Origin of the sequence: Phyllobacterium sp. 22229 (assembly GCF_052056495.1) — a bacterium.
GTDB lineage: Bacteria > Pseudomonadota > Alphaproteobacteria > Rhizobiales > Rhizobiaceae > Phyllobacterium > Phyllobacterium myrsinacearum.
Map to the genome: position 1 here is coordinate 245,191 of NZ_JBQEPA010000002.1, position 23,741 is coordinate 268,931.

Here is a 23,741-nt window from a genome sequence, read left to right on the forward strand (position 1 = left end):
CGCTTACGGCCAATAATTGGCAGGCATTTTGCTTTAATCCGCCCCGATACATGTGTCAATGGCAGGAGCCTGCGGCAACCTTGGGCATCTCTGGCCGTCACATGATTGTAACGCGATTGGCGCATAGGCGGTGCCAAAGATCGAAAAGCATTGTAAAAGCGGCGCATGACCGACATTCACATCCAGAATCTGACGAAGCGCTTCGGCGAGGCGGTTGCTCTCAGAGATATCTCCATCGATTTCCCCGCAGGGTCGTTTACCTCGCTGCTGGGACCCTCCGGTTGCGGCAAGACCACTCTCTTGCGTCTGATTGCCGGGTTCGAGGCACCCGACGATGGCGTCATCGATTTTGGCGAAGAGCGGATCGCCGATGCGCGCCGCCAGAAAACGCCGGAAGAACGCGGCGTCGGTGTTGTCTTCCAGTCCTATGCCCTGTGGCCGCATATGAATGTGGCCGAGAACGTCGCCTACCCGCTGAAGACCCGGAAGGTGGCCAAGGCCGAGATCGTGCAGCGTGTCAAAGCGGTGCTGGAAAGCGTCAGCCTCGGCGCTTTCGCCGATCGGCGGATCGAGGAGCTTTCGGGCGGCCAGCGGCAGCGCGTCGCCCTCGCCCGCTGTCTGGTTGCCGATGCGAAAATCATCCTTTTCGATGAACCACTTGCCAATCTCGACATGCATTTGCGTGCGTCGATGATCGAGGCTTTTCGGGATATTCACCGGCGCACCCGCGCGACGATCGTTTATGTCACGCATGATCAGTCGGAAGCGCTGGCGCTCTCCGACCGTATCGCGGTGATGAATGCCGGGAACATCCTGCAGATCGCTGCCCCGGCGGAGGTGTATCATTCCCCGGCAGATCAGCGCGTGGCCGGGTTTATCGGCCGCGGCACACCGGTTTCCGGCACGGTTGTCGAAAGGCAGGCATCATCGGCGCTGGTTGAGGTGGCAGGCTATCGCATGGCTGCGCGGGGTATTGCCAATGGCTCCGATACCATCAAACTGCTGCTGCGCCCCGAAGCTCTCCGTCTCGCCGATGACGGGCTTGCTGCCACAGTACAGGAAAGTACCTATCGCGGCGCCGTCTATGAGACCCGGCTTGAACTGGCCAACGGCGAGCGCCTGACGCTCGACAGTCCTTTGGCGCTGCGCATTGGGGAAACCGTGCATCTCGCCGTTGCCGACGCCTGGATTATTCCCGGCTGATCTATCGCCAGGGCAGAACGCCCGGCGGGAGCTTTCTGCCGAGACGGTCGAGAATGGCCAGAAGCACGACGACGATGACAATCGTCGTTACGGCAATGGCTGCCGCATGCGTGCCAAGTCCGGCCTCTTCCAGACTGAACAGCACGACGCCGAGTGTTTCATGCCCGCTCGACCAGAGCAGCGCCGAGACCGTCAATTCATTGAACGCACTCATGAATACGAGCAGGGCCCCGGCAACCGCTGCGGGTGCCGTCAATGGACCGGTGATGGTCATGAGGCGGCGCAGGGGACCGGCGCCGGACACGGCGGCCGCTTCATTGAGATCGCGCGATAGCTGCCCGATTGCCGTTGTGACCGGTTTCATGGCCAGGGCGAAAAACCGCATGAGATAGGCAACAAGGATGATCCAAGCCGTGCCGTAAAGGCTGCCGATCAATGGCAGCGGCCGCAGGAACAACAGGATGCAGGCGATGGCGAGCACGATGCCCGGCAAGGCATAGGGCAGTTCGATTGCGCCATGCAGGATGCGTTGCGACAGGCGCGAGAAGCGCTCCAGACCCACGGCGACTGGAATGGAGCCGATGGCGAGAATGAGTGCGGCGCCGCCAGCAAGGGTCGCCGAGTTCCAGAAAGCGCGGCTGGTCGAAGCCTGCCGCAACAGGACCTCCTCGAAATTGGCGAATGTCAGGGTGGTCCAGCTGAGCGGAACGCCGAAAGACGGGATCAAAGCCGTGGTGATCAGGGCAAGCACCGGCAGGATCAGCATGAACAGGATGGCGACCCAGCCAAGGGCGGCGAACAGCCAGCGATAGCGGCCAAGAGCAAAGCGTGCAGGTGTTCCCGCCGTGAAGCGGTGGCTGACCTTCTTGAGCGCCAAGGCCTGCAATAGGACGCCGAGCAGGGCAAGCACGGCAATGAGGACGGAGAGCGCTGCAACCTGCGGCAGCACGCTCGGGCCAAAGCTGGCGATGCGCTGGTAGATCATCGTTGTCAGGGTGAGGTAGTTGACCGGCATGCCAAGCAGGGCGGGAATGCCGAAATTGCCGACGCCGGAGACGAAGGCAAGCGCCGTGGCCGCTACGAGATAAGGCCGTACCATCGGCAGGATGATCGTCGCGAGCACGCGCAGCGGCGATGACCCCGAAGAACGCGCCGCCTCGACCAGATCGCGGGGAACGCGGGTGAGCCCTGCCCGCAACGTGATGAAAACAATGGGCGCATGCTGGATGGCGTAGAGCAGGATGATGCCGTTGCGGCCGAGCAGCGGATTGGATGTGCCTGGCGGAGGCGCCATGCCGAAAGCACCAAGCAGGGTGCTGGATGGTCCGAACAGATGCAGCCACGACAGAGCCATCACCTGCGGTGCAATCATCAAGGGCAGCAGCAGCAGGAAGCCGAGTGTCTTGCGCCCCGGCAGGTCGGTCATGGCGATAGCGATGGCGAAGGGTGCGCCAATGACGAGGGCGAGCAGCGCGCCGAAGAAGGCCGTATCCAGCGTGTTGAGCGTGGCCCGCATGACCGAGGCGCTGGAAAGCCGCCCCGCCATGGCGGTGAGATCGATCTCGCCACCCGGTGCGACGGCTGTCACCAGCAGCCGCAGCATCGGCAAAAAGCTTAAGGCAAAGATGATGGCGAGAACCAGCACAGCGGACAATCCGCCGTCCCGCCGGAAATAACGCCACACTCTATATGCCGGGGAACCCGCATGCATGGATGCGGGTCCGGTGTTGTCTATGGAATGCACAACGGCCAAAGGCGTTTACTGCCCCATTACTTCGCTGAATTTTTCCTTGTTCTTGGTCTCGTTTGCGAGCGCTCCGGCAGCGTCGAACGTCATGACCTTGATCGAAGCGCGGTCGGGGTAACCTGCGGGAAGAGCGACATCGGCGCTCGCCGGAATATAGCCCATCTTGGCTGCGAGTTCCTGACCGTCCTTCGACAGGAGGAAGTTGATGAAGGCTTTTGCCGCTTCCGGATTTTTCGCCGTCGACAGGATGCCGGCCGGTTCGGTGACAGCCGAGACGCCTTCCTTCGGGAAGACGAATTCGACCGGGGCGCCCTTGGCCTTCTCGCGAATCGGCATGTAGTCGACGATCATGCCATAGAGCTTGTCACCGCCGCTGACGGCTTTGAGGATATCGCCATTGCCGCCCGCAGCTTGCGCGCCATTCTTGGCGAGCTGCGCGTAGTAGTCCCAACCCTGCTTGAGATTTTCGGTGAGTGTAACGGTGTGGATGAGCGCTGCGCCCGATGTTAGCGGGCTTGGCATGGTGACAAGACCTTTTGCTTCCGGCTTGGTGAGATCGGCCCAGCTTGCCGGCACAAAGGGTGCCTTGGTGTTGTAGACAATGCCTGTCGTGATCAGCTTGGTGGAGAAATAGGTGCCGTCCTTGTCAACGAGCGCGGCGTCGATACCCGAAGTCTTTGCGTCCTTGAAGGGCAGCAGGCGGCCTTCCTTCTTCAAGCCTTCCATCGTCACCACATCGGCAATCAGCAACACGTCGGGCTGCGGCTGGCCGGCTTCGATTTCGGCGCGCAGCTTGGCCATGATCTTGGGCGTTCCGTCGCGCACCCATTCAATCTTGATACCAGGGTTCTTCGCCATGAATGCGTCGGCAGTTTGCTGTGCATCGGTGTTGGGCTGGCTGGTATAAAGGACAAGTTTGCCGTCTGCGGCAAACACCGGCTGAAGACCGGCGGCAAGCAAAGCGGAAGCGATGAGAATGCGGCGCATGATAACCCCTTTTTGTCAGGACGAGACGAACCCGCTTTGATTTTTGCAGGCTCATAATGATCGGTCACCCCTATACAAGCCGGATAACGGTTCTATGACATCTATACAAAAGTTGTAAGGTTTTCATCGGGCGAATTGGCCCGGAAAAACCCGTCAAAATTTTTTACTTGTCATCCCGCTGTTATAAACAGACAGTACAAAGAAAAAAATTGCACAGCTGCGCAATGGGATGGAAAATGACTGAACCTGCTTTCCTCAAAGTCGAGAGAATGAGCGTGGGCTATGGCCCGACGACAGTACTCGACAATCTAGACCTCGACATTCACAAGGGTGAATTCGTGGCGCTTCTCGGCTCGTCCGGTTGCGGCAAGACCACACTTCTGCGGACGATTGCCGGTTTTTCCAAGCCATTCAGCGGCTCCATCCAGGTTGCAAGCCGTGATGTGACGCAGATGCCTCCGGATAAGCGCGGCATGGCGTTGGTGTTCCAGTCCTATGCGCTGTGGCCGCACATGACCGTTGCGCAGAATATCGGCTATGGGCTGAAGCTGCAGAAGCGCTCCAAGGATGTCATCGAGGCGCGCGTCAACGAGATGCAGAGCCTGCTGGGCCTTGGCGGTCTCGGTGCGCGCAAGCCGGCTCAGCTTTCCGGCGGGCAACGCCAGCGCGTGGCGCTCGGCCGGGCGCTGGCCATCGATCCGGAAATCCTGCTGCTGGACGAGCCGCTTTCCAACCTCGACGCCCGTATCCGCCTGACAGTACGCCATGAAATCCGCTCGCTGCAAAAGCGGCTTGGCATCACGGCCATTCATGTCACCCATGATCGCGAGGAAGCCATGGTGATGGCCGACCGTATCGTCATCATGAATGCCGGACGCATCGAGCAGCAGGGAACGCCGGAGGACGTCTACAACAAGCCCGCATCGCTGTTCGTTGCCGCGTTCATGGGCGCGGAAAATGTTCTGTCCATGCAGGCGCGTGTCAGTGGCGAGCAAATCGAGCTGGCGGAAGGCGCCTTCAATCCCTCGACGGTCACGGCATTGTCGGGCCGCGCGCTTGCCAGCGGGCCGGTGCAGCTGCGTTTTCGGGCGGAAGCCGCGCGCCTTGCCGGCAGCCGCGATGCGGTTGCCGCCGAGCCGGGTGCACTCGAATTGCGCGGCCGGATTGCCAGCGTCAGCTATCCCGGCGGTCATTGGCGCCATGCCGTGCGGCTGGGCAATGATGAAATCCTTGTGGATGCGGATTCGGCCTTTGCCGAGGGAGAAACCGTCAAGGTGCATATCCCCGCGCATTCGCTTTTCATTTTCAACGCGCCGCAGCTTGCTGCGGCAGCGCCTGCCCATTGAGGACAGATGGCCGGTCCGCCGGTCTCTGCCCCATAGACTGCCAAAACAAAACATCCATGCTCAACGGGAGTTCACGATGAAAACGTTACTACAGGCTTCTCTTATCCTTGGACTGGCGGCAACACCTGCTGCTGCCGGTGACCTTACCGTATTGACGGCGGGCGACCAGAACATGGTCGATTACGTCAATGATTACCTCGCCCCGATCTTCGAAAAGGAAAATCCCGGCACCAAGGTGCGTGTTGTCGGCACGGGCCCCGGCGATGCCGGTTCGCAGAAGATTCTTGAACGGTTCGATGCCCAGTCTAAGGCCAATTCAGATAAGTGGGACGTTGATGTGGCTGTTGTCCATGAAAAGTTCGCAGGTCCGATGGTTAAGGAGGGTTATCTTGAGTCCTATCGCTCCAAGATTCCATCTGACAAAATGGTCACAACGGAGAAGGCTAAAATTGCCCTCGGTGCAAATGTCGATGGCTATGTCATGCCGATGTATTCCAGCCAGACGGCTATCGCCTACAACCCTGCGCTGATTCCCAATCCGCCGAAGAGCTATGAAGAGCTGGTTGCCTGGGCCAAGAAGAACCCGAAGCAGTTCGGTTACAACGGTATCAAGGGCGGTGCCTCGGGCGTCAGCTTCGTCATGGGCTGGATTTATGCCTTCGGCGATGGCGATGCCAAGAAGCTGATGAATGGTCCGTTCGAAGAAGCGGAAACCAAGAAGTGGGACAAGGCATTTGCCGGGCTGAAAGATTTCACCACCAATGCCACCCTGACGCCGGGCAATGCCGGAACGCTCGACATGCTGAGCCGCGGCGAAATCGCCATGGGCCCGGTCTGGGTTGATATGTTCTATTCTTGGAAGGCAGACGGCAAGCTGCCGCCGGAAATGAAGCTGTTCCTGCCTGCTCCTGGCATGCCCGGTCAGCCGATGCACTATGTCATCCCTGCCAAGAGCCCGAACACAGCGCTGGCCGAGAAGTTCGTTGCCCTTGCCACCAGCCCGAAGGTTCAGGCTGAAGGCATCGTCAAGCGCTTCAACTGGTACCCTGGCATCGATGCGAAATATGTGCAGCCGGAACTCGACAAGGCCAGCTGGGACAAGCTCTTTGTTGACATTTCCCCGGACGATCTTGCCACCAAGGCAAAGCCCTTCCCGATTGCCAAGTATAATTCGGCAATTCTCGAAGCATATGAGCGCAATGTAGCCAACTAATAGCGCGTGCCCTTCGGACCACCGGCCATGCCGGTGGTCCCCTCCCCTTTTCTGGAATATGCCGATGCAGAAACGCCTTCTCGCCATTCTTCTCGTGATCCCGGCACTGGTCATGATCGTGCTGTTTTTCATCGTGCCGCTTGGCGCGTCGATTGTCGGTGCCTTTGTCGTCGGGGATAGCTACGGCATCGGGAATTTTTCCAAATCCTTCGAGCTTTATTCCAGCGACATGATTTTCACGCTGCTGATCGTCGGCGTTTCCACTTTGCTGATCGGCTTTTTCTCGATTGCCATCGGCGGCTATCTCACGCTGGGCGAGAATCCGCGCGCTGTTGCCGTGCTGCGCTGGCTCTACCGCTGGCCCATGTTCATTCCGTTTATCGTCGTGGGTCAGATCCTGCGCACATTCCTGGCCAAGAACGGCCTGATGAACAATATCCTTGTCAGTCTGGGCGTGCTGACGCCGCTTCAAACGGTTGGCTTTCTTGACTGGCGCGGCATCGTCATTGCCTTCGTCTGGAAGCAGACGCCATTTGTGACGCTGCTGGTCGCGGGCGCCATGGCCTCGCTCGACCGCAGCACCATCGAAGCGGCGCGCAACCTGGGCGCCTCACGGCTGCGTATCCTCATCGAAATCATTGTGCCGCAAATCGCGGGAACCCTGCTGGTCGGCCTTATCCTTTCCTTCGTCACGATGATGTCGGTGCTTTCGGTCCCGCTGATGATCAATGCACAGTCCCCCACCATGCTGACTGCCGATATTGCATTCCGCATCAATGCCCATGGTGACTATGGCGTTGCCAATGCGCTTGGCATGATATCGCTGCTGCTGACGGCCGGCGTCGCCCTGGTCTATCTGCGCCAGTCGGTTAAGGAGCGTTCGTGATGACCCGTATCGATCTTTGGTGGGTTCCCCGCGCGCTCGTCCTCGGCCTGCTTGCCTTCGTGATTTTTGGCCCGCTGACCAACCTCCTGCTGTGGACCGTTGCGGAGAAATGGTACTTTCCGCATATGCTGCCGCTCGAATATGGTTTCAGCTTCTGGCAGCGGGTGTTCTCGCCGCGCGGCAATGCCATGGAATCGCTGGTGACAAGCATTGTCGTGGCCAGCCTGACCGTGGTGGTGGCCCTCGCCCTGGCGGTTCCCGCCGGTTATGCCCTGTCGCGGCTGAAACTGCCGTTCCGCAGCCTGATCCTGCTCGCCTTCCTCATTCCGCAGGCTTTCCCCAATCTGCCTGTCTATGTGAACATCGCGCGGTTCTTCTACCAGATTGGCCTGAACGGCACGATCATGGGCGTGGTGCTGGTGCATGTCACCCACGGTCTCGTCTATGCGGTGTGGATTGCCACAGCGGCATTCTCGGCGGTGCAGATCGATCTGGAGGAAGCCGCCCGGTCCATCGGTGCCGGTCCCCTGCGCGCCTTTCGCGATGTGACCCTGCCTCTTGCGGCGCCCGGGCTTCTCGCCAGTGCCATTTTCGTTTTCCTGGAGTCGTTGGACGAGTTTACCGGCAGCTATTTCGTCGGTGCGCCCGATGTGAACACGCTGCCGCTATTGCTTTATACGGCAGGGTCCGGCGGCAACTATCAGATTGCATCGATCACCGCGCTGCTGCTACTCATCCCATCTATCGGCTTTATGCTGGTGGTGGAGCGATTCTTGCGCGCCGACGTGCTGTCCAAGGTCGGACACTAGAGGAAAAAGCATGGATTCGAACGGCGACGATCTACCGAAGAAGACCCAGCACTATGTCAGTGCCGTCGAGGTGGCAAGAAAGGCTGGCGTGTCCCGCTCTGCCGTCTCGCGGGCGTTCACACCCGGTGCCAGTGTTTCCGCCAAGAAACGTGAAAAGATCATGGCTGCCGCCGAGGAACTCGGCTATCAGGTCAACGACCTGGCGCGCGGTCTCCTTGCAAGAACAAGCCGGTTGGTCGGCCTTGTCGTTACCAATCCGGAACTGGGCTATCGCTCGCATCTCGTCGCGGCTTTGACCAAGGCGCTGATTCATCGTGGCAGCGTACCCATCGTCATCAATACGGGGCGCACGGAAGAGGAGCTTGTCGCGGCGCAAAAAACGCTGTTCGGCTACCGCGCCGAGGCGACGATCATTCTGTCCGGTTCTCCCCCCTCCTCTTTCGTCGAACTGGCGCGGCGCAATGGCCAGCCGCTCATCGTGCTCGGGCGATCCGAAACCGGGGCCGATGATGTCAATATCGACAATGAAGGCGCTGGCCGCGAGGCCGCCCGGGTTTTCCTTGCCAATGGGTTCACGGCATTGGGCTTCGCCGGAACCATTTCGCGCACGCCGACGACCATCGAACGCGAGAACGGGTTCTGCCAGGAAGCTGCTGCGCGTGGCGCGAACGTCATCATGGGGCACGGCGGCAATTCCGACTATGCGGGCGGACAGGAGGCGGCGCGCCAGCTTTTTGCCGGCAGCGATCACCCGCAGGCCGTATTCTGCGTCAATGATCTGGTTGCCTTTGGACTTATCGATCACGTGCGGCGGCACACAAGTCTGAGGATTCCGGAGGACCTGTCCGTCATCGGGTTTGACGACATACCGGAAGCGGCGTGGGAAACCTACAATCTCACGACCTTCCGCCAGGATCCGGCTGTCATGGCTGCCCATGCCGTGGCCCTGCTGGACCAGCGGCAGGCCGAGCCGGATCGCCCGCCCATGCATGACCGGCTGAACACGCACATTGTTGTGCGCGGCAGTGCCCGCATTCCGGCTTCGTTCAAACTCTGATACATCCGAGACATTCCATGAAAATCATCCAGGTTACCGATCTGCATCTTGTCACGCCGGGCGATATTCTGTGCGAGCGTGATCCGCTGCAGAACCTTCGCGCTTGCATTGCCGATATCAACGCGAACCATGCGGACGCGGAACTGGTGATTTTCACTGGCGATCTCAGCGATACGGGCCACGAAGACAGCTATCGAGCTTTGGCAGGCGAGCTGGAAAAGCTCGTTCCGCCCTATAGGCTGCTTCTCGGCAATCACGACAATCGCGGCGCGTTTCTGCGGGTTTTCAATCGGGTGATGCCGGAGGACGGTTTCGTCCAAAGCGTAGTGGATACGGCGGAGGGGCGGCTGATACTGCTCGACACCCTATCGGAAGGCTTTGTCGAAGGGCGTCTGGATGAAGCCCGGCAGGCCTGGCTGAAGCAGCGCCTGGACGAGGCAGCCGGCCGGCCGGTGTTCCTCTTCCTGCATCATCCCCCCTTCCCTATTTTCCTACCGCTCCTCGACGGCCTTGGACTTGTGGAAGCGGAAGCGCTTCATGGTTTGCTGCGCGAGCATGGCAATGTCAGGCATATTTTTGTCGGCCATGCGCACAGGCCGGTGGCCGGCAGCTGGCGCGGCATTCCCGTGAGCGTCATACGCGGCACCAACCATCAGACGGCGCTGGATTTTTCGCCTGACAGGATCATGACGACGCTTGAGCCGCCGGTCTATGCCGTCGTGTTCATCGACCGGGATACGGTGATTGCCCATTTTCATGATTTTCTCGATCGGACTGCTGCCTACCGCTAGCAGGCAGGCGGCAGGTAAGCGGCGCTAGGGCGGCCAGCGTCCCCTGGCAGGGAATTATGCATTATCTTATTGTTTTTGTTGGCTAAATGGAAAGGCATTGCCGGTGTTCTTTCCAGGCACAGTGCGTTCGCCGCCTCTATAGCCAAGTTCAATAGCGCGGTGCTCGAGCGTTTTTCTGACCGCGTCGAGGATGGGACCGGAATATATGGGCGGGTAACAGGCGGCAACCTGTTTCGGACCGGCTGGGGAACAGAACATAAGTGTTCCCGGCTCCAGGAACATCGCCCGGTTGCCAAGGTCGAGATAGCTTTCGACATAGGCGCCCTCCGCGATCAGCACGTCGTGGCTTTCGAGTTCAATGTGATAGTAGGTGAAAGGCTCTAGCGTTGGTTCCTGCGTTATCGATCTGCCGTTGATAAGAAGTTTTGCCGGGATCAACGATCCGCTGTGAAACAGGCAGTGATCGGGTGACACATAGAGATCGCGGTTCGGGCTGCCTGGATCGAGGGCGCCGGGACGAATGCGGACCGGTACATGCTCGCGCAACGGACTGACTGTCCTTGGATCGATCCGGCGGCGGCCAATCCAGCGAATGGGCGCGGCGCCCCCCTTCATGGTATAGACTGGATCGCCCCTTTTGAGGTTTTCAACGGGAATTTCCCCTGCCGGTGTGGAGATAAGTGTTCCCGCGACAAAGCAGGGCGTGGTGATGGTGATCTGACCACCGTTACCCACGCTGGCAAATTGGAAAGTGGCCGCAGGATCGATCGTGAACTTTGCACCCGTACCGAGCACATCTTTGACCGTATCGGTGACGCTTTTGGTCAGGTTTTTGGCGAACTTCTCCACACTAGGCAGTAAGCCTGTTTTTTTTGGCTCTGGCGGTTCAATGGCCTTTCCCGTTTTGAAATGAAGTGTGCCGTGGGTTAAGTCCGCGGAGGTTGCACCATCGACCTTGATCTTGTCGCCTTCGTGCAGGTTGATGATCTTGATGGGGCTGGCAAGCTTGATGTCGAGATTGCCGGGCCGATATTCGAACATACCTTTGCCTTCTGAAGACTCAAAATCGATGATCGTTGGATTTGCAAGTTTAACGTCGAGCGCCGGCGCGCTGAGTGAGAGCGTACAGTCTTTTCCTATTCCATAGGTGATGTGTCCAAGCGCTTCTATGTCAAGTCCAGCCGGGTTCACCGTCAGATGGGCGCCGTTGAAAAGCTCAATTCTTGCAATCTTGAGTGCGCCGAGGTCGACTGATTTGCTATCCAGAACAACCTCACCGCCATTGATCATATAGAGGCCATAGCCTTGATCCTCTAGTCCGGGGGGCGGGCCTTTGTCGGGTGCTGTGGCCATATTGCTGTTTCCTTCTGAAAATGAATTGGTGATAAAAATCAAAGGGTTGTAGCTATTTGCGCTCCTGTGCGCAGATGAGCGCGTATATCGATGGATGGTTTTTGCCCATAAATGTCGCGATAGGTGGCGGCAAAGCGCGCTGGATTTGAAAACTGCAGGCTGCTTGCAAGATCAGTGACGGTTCTGGCTCTGCCCGCGATGATGAGGTCATGCGCTTCTGCGATCCGGTAATGCGACAGAATTTGGGTTGGGGTTGCATCGCGGAAATGCCGGAATATCCGCTGCAGTGTTCGCGTGCTGCACCCCGCAGCACCGGCGATGTGATCGACGGTGATGGATGCGTAGAGATTGCTGCGGATGAATTCCTCGGCACGGCGTAGCTGTTTCGGGCATGGTTGGCGCGCGGAACGGTCGCCAAGGCAGAGATTGTGGGGCGCTGATGCGTAGAGCTGAGCGATCAGCAACTGCTCGTAGCTGTTGGCCAACGGTGATCCCTCCCCTTCCCTTTTTCTGAGAAGCAGGAAATTGATCGTGCGGTACAGGCTGGATACGGCGTGCCTGCGGAAATCGGCGACCGTCGCAAACCGGGGCTCATGAAAGCAAAATTGTCCGGACCACAGACCGAAGTGATTGCGCAGCACGGAGAGTGGAATCTGGAATGCGAGCCAGCGGCACCCCTTGCTTAGTTTGAGCAAGGTGGCAGGGCCGTTGATGACAGCTCCGGCCCCGCCGTCCGGGATGACCGATGCGAGGTGCAATCTGGTGTTGTGGCGTTCAATGACACCATCGAGCACAAAGATGTAAACGACGTGGTCTGCCTTGCCGTTCGAAACAATGTCCATCGGATGGGACGTCGAACCCTTCAGGACCTGGGTCTCATTGAGATGGTAGATGTCGTTGAGGGGCAGATGTGGAAAAATGACGGCCCGTTCGCCAGTTCGTATTGGCGCTGCGGGCGGTGGTAGCGGAGGACTAGACACGCGGACAGGATTGCTATTGCGAATGGTATCGAACATTGCTTCAATCCTTGCAAAAAGAGTGGTGATTGAAATCAGTGCGCCAGAGAATGCAATTTTAAATAGAATATATTTTACTAGTAATTTTAGGTTGTATTGTTAGCCAGAGATCGCTGCCGCGTAAATGCAACTTTAGTACAAGGGAATTGTTTGCCTGGAATCGCGCTATTTCTGGAAAGAAACAGTTGAAGAACAGGTGAATTCAGGAATTGATCGTTCTGCGGGCTCTTCGATTGATGGTAGGTTGGCCGCATTTAAAGGAGTCGCCGAGGCGGCTCAATTCCGTGTGTTTCCTGAGCGAGACTGTTGACATGAGCAAGCCATCTTCTGGCCCCGTACCGGCCAGCCCAAAACCCCTTTACCGTTCATTTGGTTTTCAGGTTATTGTCGCGATGATCATCGGGCTTTTGCTCGGCCTCATCGCCCGCAACCTTGGCCCGGATGCGGCGGGCAATCCGAACTGGCTGAGCGTGACGCTGCAGACCGTCGGTTCGATCTTTGTACAGCTGTTGCGGGCACTGGTGCCAGCACTGATTTTTACCGCAATCGTGGCGAGCATCAGCAATCTGCGCGCCCTGAACAATGCCGCTGCTCTTGTCTGGCAAACGCTGCTGTGGTTCGCCATAACGGCGCTTGTCTCTGTGGTGATCGGCATTGGGCTCGGACTTGTCATTCAGCCTGGAATCAATTCCAGTGTGCTCGCCTCCGCCGCTTCCGTTCCATCGTCGACGGGCTCATGGCTCGATTTCCTGAAGGGGCTCGTTCCCTCGAACATGCTGGGCTTGCAGGCGTCGACCAAAATCACCGGTGGTTCAGCCAGCACCGCTTTGTCTTTCAACGTGCTGCAGATCGTCATCATTTCCATCGTGGTTGGCATTGCGGCGCTGCGCGTCGGATCTGTGGCCGAGCCGTTCCTGGATTTCAATCGCGCGCTCCTGGCCGTTGTGCGGAAGATTCTCTGGTGGGTGATCCGCTTGACGCCAATCGGAACGATCGGGCTCCTCGGCACTGCGGTGGCACAGTATGGCTGGGAAACGCTGGCACAATTGGGCTGGTTTTCCGCCGCCGTCTATACCGGTCTTGGATTGGTGCTCTTTGTGGTCTATCCGATCGTACTTCTGGCCAACGGCCTCAATCCGGCCCGGTTTTTCGCGGGAGCCTGGCCAGCGATCCAGCTTGGCTTTGTTTCCCGTTCGTCCATTGGAACCCTGCCAGTCACCGAAGCCGTGACGGAAGGCAATCTCGGAGTGCCGCGGGAATATGCGGCCTTTGCCGTCCCGCTGGGTGCGACCACGAAGATGGACGGCTGCGCCGCGATCTATCCGGCCATCGCCGCAATCTTCGTCGCGCAGTTCTACAATGTGCCTCTGGGTGTTCAGGAATATCTTCTGATTGCCTTTGTGTCGGTCATCGGTTCCGCGGCGACGGCTGGGCTGACCGGCGCGATTGTCATGCTGACATTGACGCTTTCCACGCTGGGCCTGCCATTGCAGGGTGTCGGGCTTTTGCTGGCGGTCGATCCAATTTTGGATATGGGCCGCACGGCGGTGAATGTTGCGGGGCAGGCGCTGATTCCAACCATCGTTGCCAAGCGGCAGGGAATTCTGGATCAGGACCGCTATGACAGCACGACAACGATTGACGTGATCGACCCGGCTGCTGTGGCTTCGGCTGCCTGAGAAGATCTGTTGTTGATAAAGCGCGGCAGCGATGCCGCGCTTTCTTTTTTGCGTTGACAGCTGTCAACTGCCTGCCGATTCGGAGGCCCGTGCTTGGGCGGCGCATGGCTGTAGATGCGCCCTCGGCAATGCAGGCTGTAAGGTGATTCTGGAAACAGTTGACAGCTGTCAACCCATCGAATCCGCGTGTTGGCCCCCTTATGGTTAAATTACCTCACGGCGGGTTCACTCTTTGTAAACCACACTTCCATAGAGTTTTACGCAATTGCCACAGTTGTAAGCGAGTACCGAGTTGTTCAAGCGTAATCAGGCAGTCGACCATAGTCTGCACACCCCCGCCATCTCCCGGCGTCATCTCCTGCTGGGCGCAGGCTCCCTCGCTGTTCTCGGCGTGTCCGGATGCTCGCAGACATTCGAGCTTCCCGATATGAGCGTTGACACCATGTCGACCGGCAGCATCCGCCCGCAGATCAGCGTGGATAAATCCGTCACGGTTCCCGACGTCATGTACGCGGCGGTGCAGGAAGGCCCCTATTCGCTGCCGGCGATCCCCTATCAGAAAGTTCCTGCCCAGTTCCGCCGGCAGATCGTCGTTGATCCCACCGGCGAGCAGCCGGGAACAATCGTCGTTCGGTTGCAGGAGCGTTTCCTCTATCTGGTGCAGCCGGGCGGTGATGCTATCCGCTACGGTGTCGGTATCGGCAAGGCGGGCTTCCTGTGGAGCGGCCGTGCCAACATCCAGTACAAGAAGGAATGGCCGCGCTGGACGCCGCCGCGCGAAATGATCCAGCGCAAGCCCGAATTGGTGAAATTCGAAAACGGCATGGAGCCTGGACCGCAGAACCCGCTGGGAGCACGCGCGCTTTACATCTACAAGGATGGTGTCGATACCGGCTATCGCATCCATGGCTCACCGGAGTGGTGGTCGATCGGGCAGTCCATGTCATCCGGCTGCGTGCGTCTCATCAATCAGGATATTATCGATCTCTACAGTCGCGTCCCTGGCAAAGCCACGGTTGTGGTGGGGTAGGGGAAACCCTGTACGGATCATTGCAGAACAGAATAAAGGGCCGGGACCCATCGTCTCCGGCCCGTCTTTTGTCAGGCACGGCTGTGCGCATTCGATCCACGCCATCGCGATGGCTTTATCCCGCCTGTCTGGAGTTCAAGCCCGGATAAGCCCGAGCCTGCGGGCTCTGTCCATGAGGTTTTTGACCGATGAGGCAGCCCAACGGGCGGCACCGCGCGGCGTCCGTTCGTGCATGGCCTCGAGCTGGCCGGCGATCTCGCGCAAGGTCAAATCCGGATTGGCATTGGCAATGCCGGTTACCAGCATCATGAGCCGGTCTTCCGGCGTCCGGCGAGGTGAGGGGGCTACCAGCTGCGCATCCGCAAGCCCCTCATTGACCAGCAATCGCACCGAACGGCGCAGGCGGTCGGCATTCCAGATTTGCCCGGTCTGGTGGCGCAGGCTGCGGGCCACCTCATCCCAGGGGTGCTCGGGACGCATGCGCTGCACGATGGGCAGCCAGGAGGACATCGCGGCTGTCAGATCCGCCAGGTGGCCGCGCCTGCGGGCCTCGGAGAGCTTTGCCAACGCCTCGGGGTTCTTTTCGCGCAGGCCAGGATTGCCCGGAAGCTTGCCCCGCGCGCGGGCGGCATTGATCCCCGCCTTGGTGCGTTCGGAAATCAGGGCGCGCTCCAGCTGAGCCACGGCACCGAGAACCTGCAGGGAGAACATGCCTTGGGGTGTGGAGGTGTCGATGGGATCATGCAGCGAGCGGAAATGCGCACCCTTTTCCTCCAGCTGTTCGATGACAGTCAGGAGATGGCTGACGGACCGCGCGAGCCGGTCGAGGCGGACAACCACCAGCACATCACCATTCCTGATCTCACGCAGGAGGCGGGCCAGGACGGGGCGGGCGCGCGACGCACCCGAACCGTGTTCCTCGAAAATGGTGCCGCAGCCCGCAGCCTTCAGTTCCAGAAGCTGGGCATCGTTGGCCTGATCTTCAGTCGAGACGCGGGCGTAGCCAATCAAGGCGGGTTTGGATGATACAGTCATGTTTGTGAATGTAGCCCAAATTTGTAAAAAATACAGAGAAGCAAGTTATAGGAAAACGAACAGTTATAAATGCCGATAATTGGAAAACACCGGTGAGCGGGCGGGTGACAGGACAGAGTGGAGAGGGCAGGGGAGCCCCGGAAAACCCAGTAAAACCAGTGCTGTGGCATCAAGCAAATGCGGGAACACCAGGCAAATCGGCCCTCCGCACGGCCATAGAGCGAAATTAGCCTTATAACGCAGCCCATCAGGCGCATATCGCATTCGGGATCATGGTTGAGTAAAGATCATTAGTCCATCATGCGGAAATTATCCTCGTAATAGATACGTGTTAATGGAATAAAACGAATAAAAACAACGTCCGTTGGACCATAGATCACGCTTGGGTGGTGCTTTTCAGGGAGTCACGGAGCAAATTTCGTCGCTGTGACATTAGCGTTCACTGAACTAATGAAATCGAACGACCGGAAAAGGGGCCATTTGCAGGCGTTGAAAGCTGCCCTTCGTTCATGGGGCGGGGGCAAGGACGTCGACCCTCTCACGATCGCCGCCGGGGCGATGAAGCATCTGGTCCTGCAACTGCCGAAAGGCAGGCGGCAATTCCACAAAAGGCGCGCCATTCAGCCCTCCAAAGCGTAGGTTGCGACCACCGTTCAGATCAACAAGTGCCTATACCCGGCGATCGGCTCGCTCACTGCCGTACCCAAGGGCGTCACTGAGAGCCTCTCGCCCGGCTCCTGAAAGCCAGGACCGGAACGAGAGAATCTCTGGATAGATCTTACGCACGAAGTTTAGATCCACATGATCTGCCAGTGGCCCATCTTCCAGGCTCGCGGCGATCGGTGCAAAACCGGGATTGGCGGCAAGATCGTCCTCGGAAAAGCGCGCATAGGCGATCGGACGGCCGGCGACTTCGGAAAAAACGGCTTCGAGCTCGCAGCCCGTAACAGTATCGCCTGCGATCTTGAACGTCTTGCCGCCGAAGCGCATCTTGTCGGCGAAGATCGCTGCAACTACATTACCAATGTCTTCTACGGCGATAAGCTGGACCGACTGGTCCGGTCTGACGAAGAAGTTGAACCGACCCTTTTCCAACCCGAAGCCGGGTCTCGCCAGCATTTCCATAAAGATCACGGGCCTCACGATGGTAGCCGTGACAGGCAGTGTTCGAATATGCGCTTCGACGCGCCCCTTGGCATCGAAGCGCGCCACGCCAGTCGGTTCGTTCCCGACGCTGGCGCCGGAAGAATAGACCAGGTGCGCGACGCCGCTTTCGGACGCCATATCCGCGATTTCACTCCCGACGCGCACTTCATCTTCAATGGCCAAATTCCCCGGCAGCACACTGAAGACGCCGTTAGCATCTTTCATTGCCGCACGCATCACGTCGATGTCTGTGAATAGTCCCTGCACGAGTTCGGCGCCTTCGTCGCGAAGCGCGATCGATTTTGCCGAGCTAAGATCGCGTACCATCGCGCGCACTGGCCAACCGGCCTTCAACAGTGCGGAAGCGACCGCTCCGCCTTGTTGGCCTGTTGCACCGAAGACCAGGATTGGACGTTTGTCATTTGTCATTTGAGAACCCTCGTGTTGAGTGAGGGCATCCATATATAATGATGGGAATGCTGTTGGAAGACAGCACATTGTTCAGCCTCAGGCACAAGGATGATACGCTTGGAAAAACTTATCCATCGCAGGTCCGGTGAGGAAGCGAAGAGCGATCCAGATTTCAGGCCGATCCCGTCGAACGGTATCTGCACGCGGCTCGGAGACAAATGGACTGTTCAAGTCATCTGGCGTCTGTCACTGGCGAGCGGGCATCGGCTTCGCTTTTCGGCACTCAAGAACGAGATCGACGGGATTACCCAGCGCATGCTGACGCTGACGCTCCGAAACCTCGAAAGGGACGGTCTGGTGGTGCGGCATTACTTTCCCGAGGTGCCGCCACGGGTCGAATATGAACTGACAGAGATGGGCGCTGGCGTTTTGCGTGCCCTTGAAGGAATCAATTCTTGGATTAGGAACAACTTGTCTCACGTCGAGGAATGTCGTCGCGAATACGATGGGGCTGAACCTTGAGCCGATCGGTGATTTGAGAACTGTCCCGCTGCCAGAGCGCCACCACTGGCCTTTGCAACATCTACACTGTTGATTTTTGCTTCGAATTGACCCACCCGGGGTGCGGACGGAAACCTGGACGACCAAGGCGGGCACTTTGAGCGAGATTTCCAACGAGTCATGAAGATCATCATCCACCCGTCATTGTGACAACTCAACTAATGCCATCAATGACCGCTTTGGGGCCGATACCGGACGGGCTGTTTTGGAGCATCAATAGTTGGATAGCTGCCATTCGTCGTGCGGCGATTGGCACGACCGCTTCCGACCTCATTGTCGTTCGTCGCTGCCCGAGGGAAGGTAGGCTTCGAACCGCTAGTCGAGATTTGGGGCCGTACAGCAGCTTCGCAATTGGGCCTCAGACGATGGGCACTTTTCACCACACGATCTTGCTTATCTCACCGTACAACCCGTATACCCATCAGTAAGTTGATTAAAACTTGGAGCGCTGTGTGCCGTCGTTTTGTAGCTTCCTTGTATTTGAACCAAGTCAAGCTGAGTTGGTGTTGTCCCTCTGCCGGCGCATAGGTTGGAACGTACGATTCATTCCTGATCCATCAAAACGCTATAAGTTTCACAAAAGCGGGCATTCCGAAATTACGCGACCCGGGGCGTTGGCGGATTTTGGCTCTCTTAGGGAGGGCGAAACCCACGGGCAGTTGTTGGTGGTGGAAGCTGAAAGGACTGAGGCTAACAATATCATCCAACTCATTCGCGCTGCCAATGTTGTCGTTGAAGGGTTTCCGGATCAGAAATACGGGAACCCTTCGGGCTTCGAAATATCGAATGATGCATCCGAGCAGGCTATTCTTTTCAAAAACATCTTCCAGACTGGCGGCTTTTTTGAGTTCTTCTCGTTCAAGCTGGAGAGGCCGGTGGCGGTTGCAATGGCTGTCGACGCTTGGTCAGACAGGCGGATTGTCTATGCGATCCACAAACTCTCAATGAGCTACGAAACAGAAGCCATTACACCTTGGTCAGCGCACCCACGCTATGGGCAGATTTTTGAAAACATTCCGGCGAGTTCTCGGACCACGTCCGCAGTTCCATTGCTATAAACCTTGCCTTCTCCGCCATTGAGGAGATGAAACTGCAGGTGAATTCCAGCCGAGAAAAGCCACGATGGTTGGACAAGGAATACACATGGAACCCTCCAGTGTTAAAGGACATCACGTATCGGTTGGAAAAGGCTGGCATCAATCCGGATAGAATAGTCGATTGGGTAGTAAGAGGAGATGAGACCGAACTTGCAATCCAGCCGGCACGCGATCAATTTTCAGCACATAGTGACGGGCAAATGGTCCGTGACATCGAACTCTCGCTTCCCGACGCAATTCACGCCTGTAGTTACTTACGGAATTTCGTGACGGCACATATCTTTGGAAAAGAAACGCCACTCTTGGGGCTACAATGTCCAACAGGTGGCGCGCCTTCTAGTCCTCTCGATATGTGGACTCGTTAACGTGCGGACGGATGACCTGTTAGAAGCGATGGCTCCTCCACTTAGACCACATAAATGTTGATTCCACCCAGGTAACATTCGAAGCATCCCGTTCCACTGCAGACTTTTGGCGAACGTCCGCCTCCCCCCTGATAAGCAGGGTAAGATTGGGTTGACCCTGATTGCCAATAAGAACGATTTTCCGAGGCGGATGGGGCTGGTAAGTTTGCGAGTATTGATTAACCAAAGCCGACGTTCGCCAAAATGAGCTTGGTTCGCTTTTGTATAGACGCAAGAAGTTGCTTATGTGCCATGTAGCCTCAATTGAGAATGCGAACTTCCGGCAATGGGTCGACATCAAGATCCAATTTCAATTGTTCTAGCTCCGAGCTATGGTGAAGTAGCAGTTTCGAGAGACGATGGACCTCTCTACGCACTGTAGGTAGTTCGGCCATCGCGGGAACCTCCAAATTCTTTTGGTCGTAGCGATACTCATTGAGCACATGTGGTAATGCACTTGAAAGGCGCTCAATATCATCATCATTCAGTTGATGATTTTCAAACATGTTGCCCAGAAGACTAAGAGCAGAGCTCAACCCTGGTTGAGTCCGTTGTTCACATGCGTGGAGCAGTAGCTCTTTGATTTCCCTGGGGAAGTTTGCGTATACCGAGGTGTTTTTGATAATTTGCTTCACGGCAATAAAGGCGGGATATACACGTGATGGTTCCCGACTGGCCACCGCGTAGCGAATTTGCCTTAAGGCTACGGATTGATGTTCGGGCCACAGGCGGGCCACCTGAAATGCTGTTGCGGCCAAGGATGGTATGTGCGGTAATTTCTCTGGGGCTTTCAACTGCCTAGCGATATCTTGCGGCAAATCTTCGGCCTCTAGGCGAGGTAGCAAACTACGTGCCAAGACTTCGCCAATTTCGCGTCCTGTTGCTTGGTCGAACCCATCATTTCCCAACAGAAGCCTGTCGATTGGATTCTTCTCTTCAGTTGAGGCCGGCTTCCACATCAGACAGCTCTTCACACACGAAACGAGAGTCTCTTTTGGAACAACAGTTTCTGTTCTGTCCAAGCCCGCGCGGAGGTTCATCAATATTTGATGGCCGATTTGTCCACTCGCCACTCCACCGACAATTTTTTCAATAAACAAGGCTTCCGCGCGTGCCTTGCCGGGCAACTCCAAAAATAACCATGGATGGACTTCTGTATCGGAGGGCCATCCACTTTCATCGCACCGTACCCAAATCGAGGTATCCAGCAACTTGGTCTGTTCCTCGGTCAGTTTTCCTGCTCGAAAGAGTATATGAAGCCTCCTAAGGGCCCTCCCACGATCGAGCTTCACGTCGTCTCTTACTAACGTGATCAGCGAGTTGATCCGAGTTGTGTGATGCAGAGAGATATTGATCATTTCCGCATCTGTTTCCGAAAAGCCATCAAAAATTTCCGGCCAGTCTCGTTCAAGACCTTTTGCCCGAGCCTCTCCTGGTGTCTTCATATGCAGAGCTATATCCATCGCTTTTTGGCGTTCGTCTGGCTCCATGGCCTCGATGGCACCTTCCAAAACTGCCCTACAGGCCGAGTAGCTCGTCCACGAAAGTGTTGAACGATTAAGCAGGTTGACTACCCAATGAAAGATTTCGAAGGCCTGTGTGGATGATGCTCGTACAATAACCCGTGCTAAAAGCTCTATGAGAAATGTCAAATGGCTCTCCGCACCAAACCGATCCTGCAATATGGCGAGGCTGTCTATGCGCCGTGGGATCACTAAAAGAAAATGCTGCACGGCAGAGTCGCTTAACCGAGCGACGTGCATACGGGGTATCATCCAATCAAGTACCTTTTTCTCTGATCCTCGATACCGAGCGAAAAAGGTAAGAAGATCGTTTTCATCGTGAGTTGTTATCGCTCGATAAGCAGTCTCCAGACGTGACGAGAACATGTTGACGTTCGCTATGTGTTCTGGCGCGCCTGTCCGCTCAATAAGTTCGAGGAGGCCATAAAATGGACACTCATCGTCGCCTCCGAGACGCCTAGTGCCACCCCGGCTATATCGTCCAGATTTGAAAGAAAGCTTCCATTGTTCAGCATCGTTGCGGTTTCTATCAATTCGCTCCGACGCGAGCCTTTCCAAGCTTGAGATTGTTTCCCAAGGGTCAGATTTTGCGGCAACGTAGCGCATGCGCGTTTCGTCGCTCTCATCTCGAGGAAGTGAGAAGCAATCGTCGCTCAATGCGGAGAAGGATACCCGATGGAACATTGATGCCCATCCTTCTAAGGAAATCAACCAAGCAGATTTCGGCGACGACAGAAGCTTCTGACGAATGCTCAGCAACGCCGTCTGATACAACTCCGCTGCTTCACGATGACGAAACTGTGTTGCCAAGAGCCCTGCACGTCGCATCATCCAGATTGGCTCGTCACTTTTGATTGCACCAGCAGCTTTTTGAACGGAATGGTCATCCCAGTCTAAAAGGGCGCGCAGTGCTACTTCATAAGTGTGATGGAGAGATGCCTCGCTACTTCCGATTGATTCCAATCTTGCCATCCATCGCGTCCACTCATCCCATTTTTGATAAAACCGCCATTCTGCTGCAATCGAGGCACAAAGCTCTACTTTCTCTGGTATTGTTAAACACTTCCCTGCACTCTCATAATGTGCGTCCGCATCTTCCATGTCTTCAAGATTGAGCCAAATTCTGGCAGTCCGATGGCGCCAAATCCGTTCCAAAGAAAAACGCAAATGAGCCTCAGCTTGTTCATCGATAATGCGCAAGCTTAGATGACTATAGCGGAGCCGGTGTGTTTCCAGATTGGGGCCAACTATCCAGCCAGGGTAAACGTTTCTGTCCTTGGCCCATGCCTTTGCAACGTCCACTCGACTCGGACGATCTTCTTCCTTTGCAGCAGACGATTGAGAAAACTTGTCCGGACCTATACCCCAAGTATAAGGCGAAGGTGGTTTTGAAGCCAACAAAGCCGCGAAGAACAATTCGAGTGCTCTCTCGTGCCGTTCGTCAGGATGCAGATCTTCAACCAGTGGCGCGAGATCTATAGGTGTGACGTTTCGTCGTTCGAGGAGGGCCCTTGAAACATGTGATAGTTCCAGTACACCAACAAGCCGAATTCGACGGGCAGACACGTTGAGGGTATCTCGAACCCACCCACTCCAGGCCAAGAAGTTTGGGTCAACCCCGGAAAAGCCGATAAGGCAAAGGTCGTGTTCAAGCATGACTTGTTGAGCGAGGTTGACAAATGGAGCAAATCGAACGGGATAAGTTCGATAGTCATCTTCGGTGAATATAAAGGGTTTGTGGGATGGCATTGAGCCGTGCAGTTTAACAATCCGTGGCTGCGCCCGATGGGCGATGTCTTGCACAGTGCGGACATAGCTGTAGATTCGATCGGGCGTTTGTGGCTTCGTACGCTCAAGCAAAGTATCCCAGTTTGTCGTGAGAACGTCGCGCCACGGAAACTCCAAGAGCTGCTTGTGCAGCGGTCCTGGCTCCCACTGACTGTCCGCAATCAGATGATGGATTAATTGGTCCATTCCGTTTTCGCCGTGAAGCGTCTGATATTCCTGAGCTAGTCTCAGTGCATCGGGTCCCGCTCCTTGGGGGTATCCCAACGCAGTTTCCATCGACGTTTTAAAGGTGCTCCACAGCGGAGGAACTCGGCTATCTTTTTCGCGGATGCAAACCCGGCTAAAGCCTGCACCAACCATGACAGCGGCTTCATTCTGCCAAAGAGAACGAGCAAAATCCTCAAAAGCTGAAAAATCTGGAAGATCACGAAAGTTATTCAGAATCGCCGAAGTGCCACCATCTATCATATTGAAGTCCATGTATTCGTATCACGGGTGCAACCGTACATAGCAAACGTGGGGATAACGACCTAGAAGAGATTAAGATGGTAAGGCATGAACCTCTTGCCAATTGAAAGGACCTCTCCGATGCGTTGAACGGTTACTTTTCGTACGGGATTGAGAAATGATGAACTCCTGACATACGGGCGTGCTTTCGC

18 protein-coding genes are annotated in these 23,741 nt (G+C 56.7%); 11 read left to right on the forward strand and 7 right to left on the reverse strand.

Annotated features, from left to right (window positions below):
* The first annotated feature begins 165 nt into the window (after positions 1 to 165).
* Entirely contained in the window at positions 166 to 1,203 is a 1,038-nt protein-coding gene (locus ACTJJ7_RS03470) for an ABC transporter ATP-binding protein (protein WP_440965372.1), read from the forward strand.
* A 1-nt stretch (position 1,204) separates the two neighbouring features.
* Here ACTJJ7_RS03470 and ACTJJ7_RS03475 read toward each other — a convergent pair whose 3' ends face one another.
* Both ACTJJ7_RS03475 and ACTJJ7_RS03480 read right to left on the reverse strand, forming a co-directional pair.
* Complete coding sequence (locus tag ACTJJ7_RS03475; protein ID WP_342588459.1) at positions 1,205 to 2,848, reverse strand: ABC transporter permease; 1,644 nt, start codon at positions 2,846 to 2,848, stop codon at positions 1,205 to 1,207.
* Between the two features lie 114 nt (positions 2,849 to 2,962).
* Entirely contained in the window at positions 2,963 to 3,937 is a 975-nt protein-coding gene (locus ACTJJ7_RS03480; protein WP_440965374.1) for an ABC transporter substrate-binding protein, read from the reverse strand.
* 236 nt (positions 3,938 to 4,173) lie between these two features.
* Between ACTJJ7_RS03480 and ACTJJ7_RS03485 the strand changes: the two genes are divergently transcribed.
* The 6 genes from ACTJJ7_RS03485 to ACTJJ7_RS03510 all read left to right on the forward strand — a co-directional run bounded on the left by ACTJJ7_RS03485 (position 4,174) and on the right by ACTJJ7_RS03510 (position 10,039).
* Positions 4,174 to 5,283, forward strand: coding sequence for an ABC transporter ATP-binding protein (locus ACTJJ7_RS03485; RefSeq protein WP_105733754.1), 1,110 nt, complete (start codon positions 4,174 to 4,176; stop codon positions 5,281 to 5,283).
* A 76-nt stretch (positions 5,284 to 5,359) separates the two neighbouring features.
* Positions 5,360 to 6,496: an ABC transporter substrate-binding protein gene (locus tag ACTJJ7_RS03490; protein ID WP_105733755.1), complete on the forward strand. Its 1,137-nt coding sequence runs from the start codon at positions 5,360 to 5,362 to the stop codon at positions 6,494 to 6,496.
* A 64-nt stretch (positions 6,497 to 6,560) separates the two neighbouring features.
* A complete protein-coding gene (locus ACTJJ7_RS03495) occupies positions 6,561 to 7,382 on the forward strand; it encodes an ABC transporter permease (protein WP_130272636.1) in 822 nt (273 codons plus the stop codon).
* Positions 7,382 to 8,191, forward strand: a complete 810-nt coding sequence (locus ACTJJ7_RS03500) for an ABC transporter permease (protein ID WP_105733757.1) — start codon at positions 7,382 to 7,384, stop codon at positions 8,189 to 8,191. Before ACTJJ7_RS03495 ends, ACTJJ7_RS03500 begins: the two co-directional genes overlap by 1 nt.
* A 10-nt stretch (positions 8,192 to 8,201) precedes the next feature.
* The gene (locus ACTJJ7_RS03505; RefSeq protein WP_105733758.1) at positions 8,202 to 9,248 is read left to right on the forward strand and encodes a LacI family DNA-binding transcriptional regulator; all 1,047 of its coding nucleotides are present in this window, start codon (positions 8,202 to 8,204) and stop codon (positions 9,246 to 9,248) included.
* Between the two features lie 17 nt (positions 9,249 to 9,265).
* On the forward strand, positions 9,266 to 10,039 hold the full coding sequence (locus ACTJJ7_RS03510; RefSeq protein WP_130272634.1) for a phosphodiesterase: 774 nt from the start codon (positions 9,266 to 9,268) through the stop codon (positions 10,037 to 10,039).
* A 66-nt stretch (positions 10,040 to 10,105) separates the two neighbouring features.
* Here ACTJJ7_RS03510 and ACTJJ7_RS03515 read toward each other — a convergent pair whose 3' ends face one another.
* Together ACTJJ7_RS03515 and ACTJJ7_RS03520 are read right to left on the reverse strand one after the other, a co-directional pair.
* On the reverse strand, positions 10,106 to 11,392 hold the full coding sequence (locus ACTJJ7_RS03515; RefSeq protein WP_440965377.1) for a Hint domain-containing protein: 1,287 nt from the start codon (positions 11,390 to 11,392) through the stop codon (positions 10,106 to 10,108).
* A gap of 38 nt (positions 11,393 to 11,430) precedes the next feature.
* Complete coding sequence (locus ACTJJ7_RS03520; RefSeq protein WP_440965378.1) at positions 11,431 to 12,408, reverse strand: helix-turn-helix domain-containing protein; 978 nt, start codon at positions 12,406 to 12,408, stop codon at positions 11,431 to 11,433.
* Positions 12,409 to 12,719: 311 nt separating this feature from the next.
* On the opposite strand from ACTJJ7_RS03520, the gene ACTJJ7_RS03525 reads away from it, so the two are divergent.
* Together ACTJJ7_RS03525 and ACTJJ7_RS03530 are read left to right on the forward strand one after the other, a co-directional pair.
* Positions 12,720 to 14,087 carry a dicarboxylate/amino acid:cation symporter gene (locus ACTJJ7_RS03525; RefSeq protein WP_440965380.1) on the forward strand — a complete coding sequence of 456 codons (1,368 nt, stop codon included), beginning with the start codon at positions 12,720 to 12,722 and terminating at the stop codon, positions 14,085 to 14,087.
* 325 nt (positions 14,088 to 14,412) lie between these two features.
* The gene (locus ACTJJ7_RS03530) at positions 14,413 to 15,117 is read left to right on the forward strand and encodes a L,D-transpeptidase (RefSeq protein ID WP_199538014.1); all 705 of its coding nucleotides are present in this window, start codon (positions 14,413 to 14,415) and stop codon (positions 15,115 to 15,117) included.
* 135 nt (positions 15,118 to 15,252) lie between these two features.
* Here the strand turns inward: ACTJJ7_RS03530 and ACTJJ7_RS03535 are convergent, their stop codons facing one another.
* Entirely contained in the window at positions 15,253 to 16,152 is a 900-nt protein-coding gene (locus ACTJJ7_RS03535) for a recombinase family protein (protein ID WP_440965382.1), read from the reverse strand.
* Positions 16,153 to 16,821: 669 nt separating this feature from the next.
* Positions 16,822 to 17,727: an NmrA/HSCARG family protein gene (locus ACTJJ7_RS03540; protein WP_440965384.1), complete on the reverse strand. Its 906-nt coding sequence runs from the start codon at positions 17,725 to 17,727 to the stop codon at positions 16,822 to 16,824.
* A gap of 90 nt (positions 17,728 to 17,817) precedes the next feature.
* On the opposite strand from ACTJJ7_RS03540, the gene ACTJJ7_RS03545 reads away from it, so the two are divergent.
* A complete protein-coding gene (locus ACTJJ7_RS03545; protein WP_440965386.1) occupies positions 17,818 to 18,231 on the forward strand; it encodes a winged helix-turn-helix transcriptional regulator in 414 nt (137 codons plus the stop codon).
* 491 nt (positions 18,232 to 18,722) lie between these two features.
* The gene (locus ACTJJ7_RS03550; protein ID WP_440965388.1) at positions 18,723 to 19,328 is read left to right on the forward strand and encodes a hypothetical protein; all 606 of its coding nucleotides are present in this window, start codon (positions 18,723 to 18,725) and stop codon (positions 19,326 to 19,328) included.
* Between the two features lie 703 nt (positions 19,329 to 20,031).
* Here the strand turns inward: ACTJJ7_RS03550 and ACTJJ7_RS03555 are convergent.
* Positions 20,032 to 23,562, reverse strand: a complete 3,531-nt coding sequence (locus tag ACTJJ7_RS03555; RefSeq protein WP_440965389.1) for an SIR2 family NAD-dependent protein deacylase — start codon at positions 23,560 to 23,562, stop codon at positions 20,032 to 20,034.
* Between the last annotated feature and the right edge of the window lie 179 nt (positions 23,563 to 23,741).

Coding starts and splice junctions, on each gene's coding strand:
- ACTJJ7_RS03495 (WP_130272636.1), top strand. CDS start 6,561: ATGCAGAAACGCCTTCTCGCCATTCTTCTCGTGATCCCGGCACTGGTC.
- ACTJJ7_RS03485 (WP_105733754.1), top strand. CDS start 4,174: ATGACTGAACCTGCTTTCCTCAAAGTCGAGAGAATGAGCGTGGGCTAT.
- ACTJJ7_RS03490 (WP_105733755.1), top strand. CDS start 5,360: ATGAAAACGTTACTACAGGCTTCTCTTATCCTTGGACTGGCGGCAACA.
- ACTJJ7_RS03505 (WP_105733758.1), top strand. CDS start 8,202: ATGGATTCGAACGGCGACGATCTACCGAAGAAGACCCAGCACTATGTC.
- ACTJJ7_RS03535 (WP_440965382.1), bottom strand. CDS start 16,152: ATGACTGTATCATCCAAACCCGCCTTGATTGGCTACGCCCGCGTCTCG.
- ACTJJ7_RS03555 (WP_440965389.1), bottom strand. CDS start 23,562: ATGGACTTCAATATGATAGATGGTGGCACTTCGGCGATTCTGAATAAC.
- ACTJJ7_RS03515 (WP_440965377.1), bottom strand. CDS start 11,392: ATGGCCACAGCACCCGACAAAGGCCCGCCCCCCGGACTAGAGGATCAA.
- ACTJJ7_RS03545 (WP_440965386.1), top strand. CDS start 17,818: ATGATACGCTTGGAAAAACTTATCCATCGCAGGTCCGGTGAGGAAGCG.
- ACTJJ7_RS03480 (WP_440965374.1), bottom strand. CDS start 3,937: ATGCGCCGCATTCTCATCGCTTCCGCTTTGCTTGCCGCCGGTCTTCAG.
- ACTJJ7_RS03500 (WP_105733757.1), top strand. CDS start 7,382: ATGACCCGTATCGATCTTTGGTGGGTTCCCCGCGCGCTCGTCCTCGGC.
- ACTJJ7_RS03540 (WP_440965384.1), bottom strand. CDS start 17,727: ATGACAAATGACAAACGTCCAATCCTGGTCTTCGGTGCAACAGGCCAA.
- ACTJJ7_RS03520 (WP_440965378.1), bottom strand. CDS start 12,408: ATGTTCGATACCATTCGCAATAGCAATCCTGTCCGCGTGTCTAGTCCT.
- ACTJJ7_RS03470 (WP_440965372.1), top strand. CDS start 166: ATGACCGACATTCACATCCAGAATCTGACGAAGCGCTTCGGCGAGGCG.
- ACTJJ7_RS03510 (WP_130272634.1), top strand. CDS start 9,266: ATGAAAATCATCCAGGTTACCGATCTGCATCTTGTCACGCCGGGCGAT.
- ACTJJ7_RS03525 (WP_440965380.1), top strand. CDS start 12,720: ATGAGCAAGCCATCTTCTGGCCCCGTACCGGCCAGCCCAAAACCCCTT.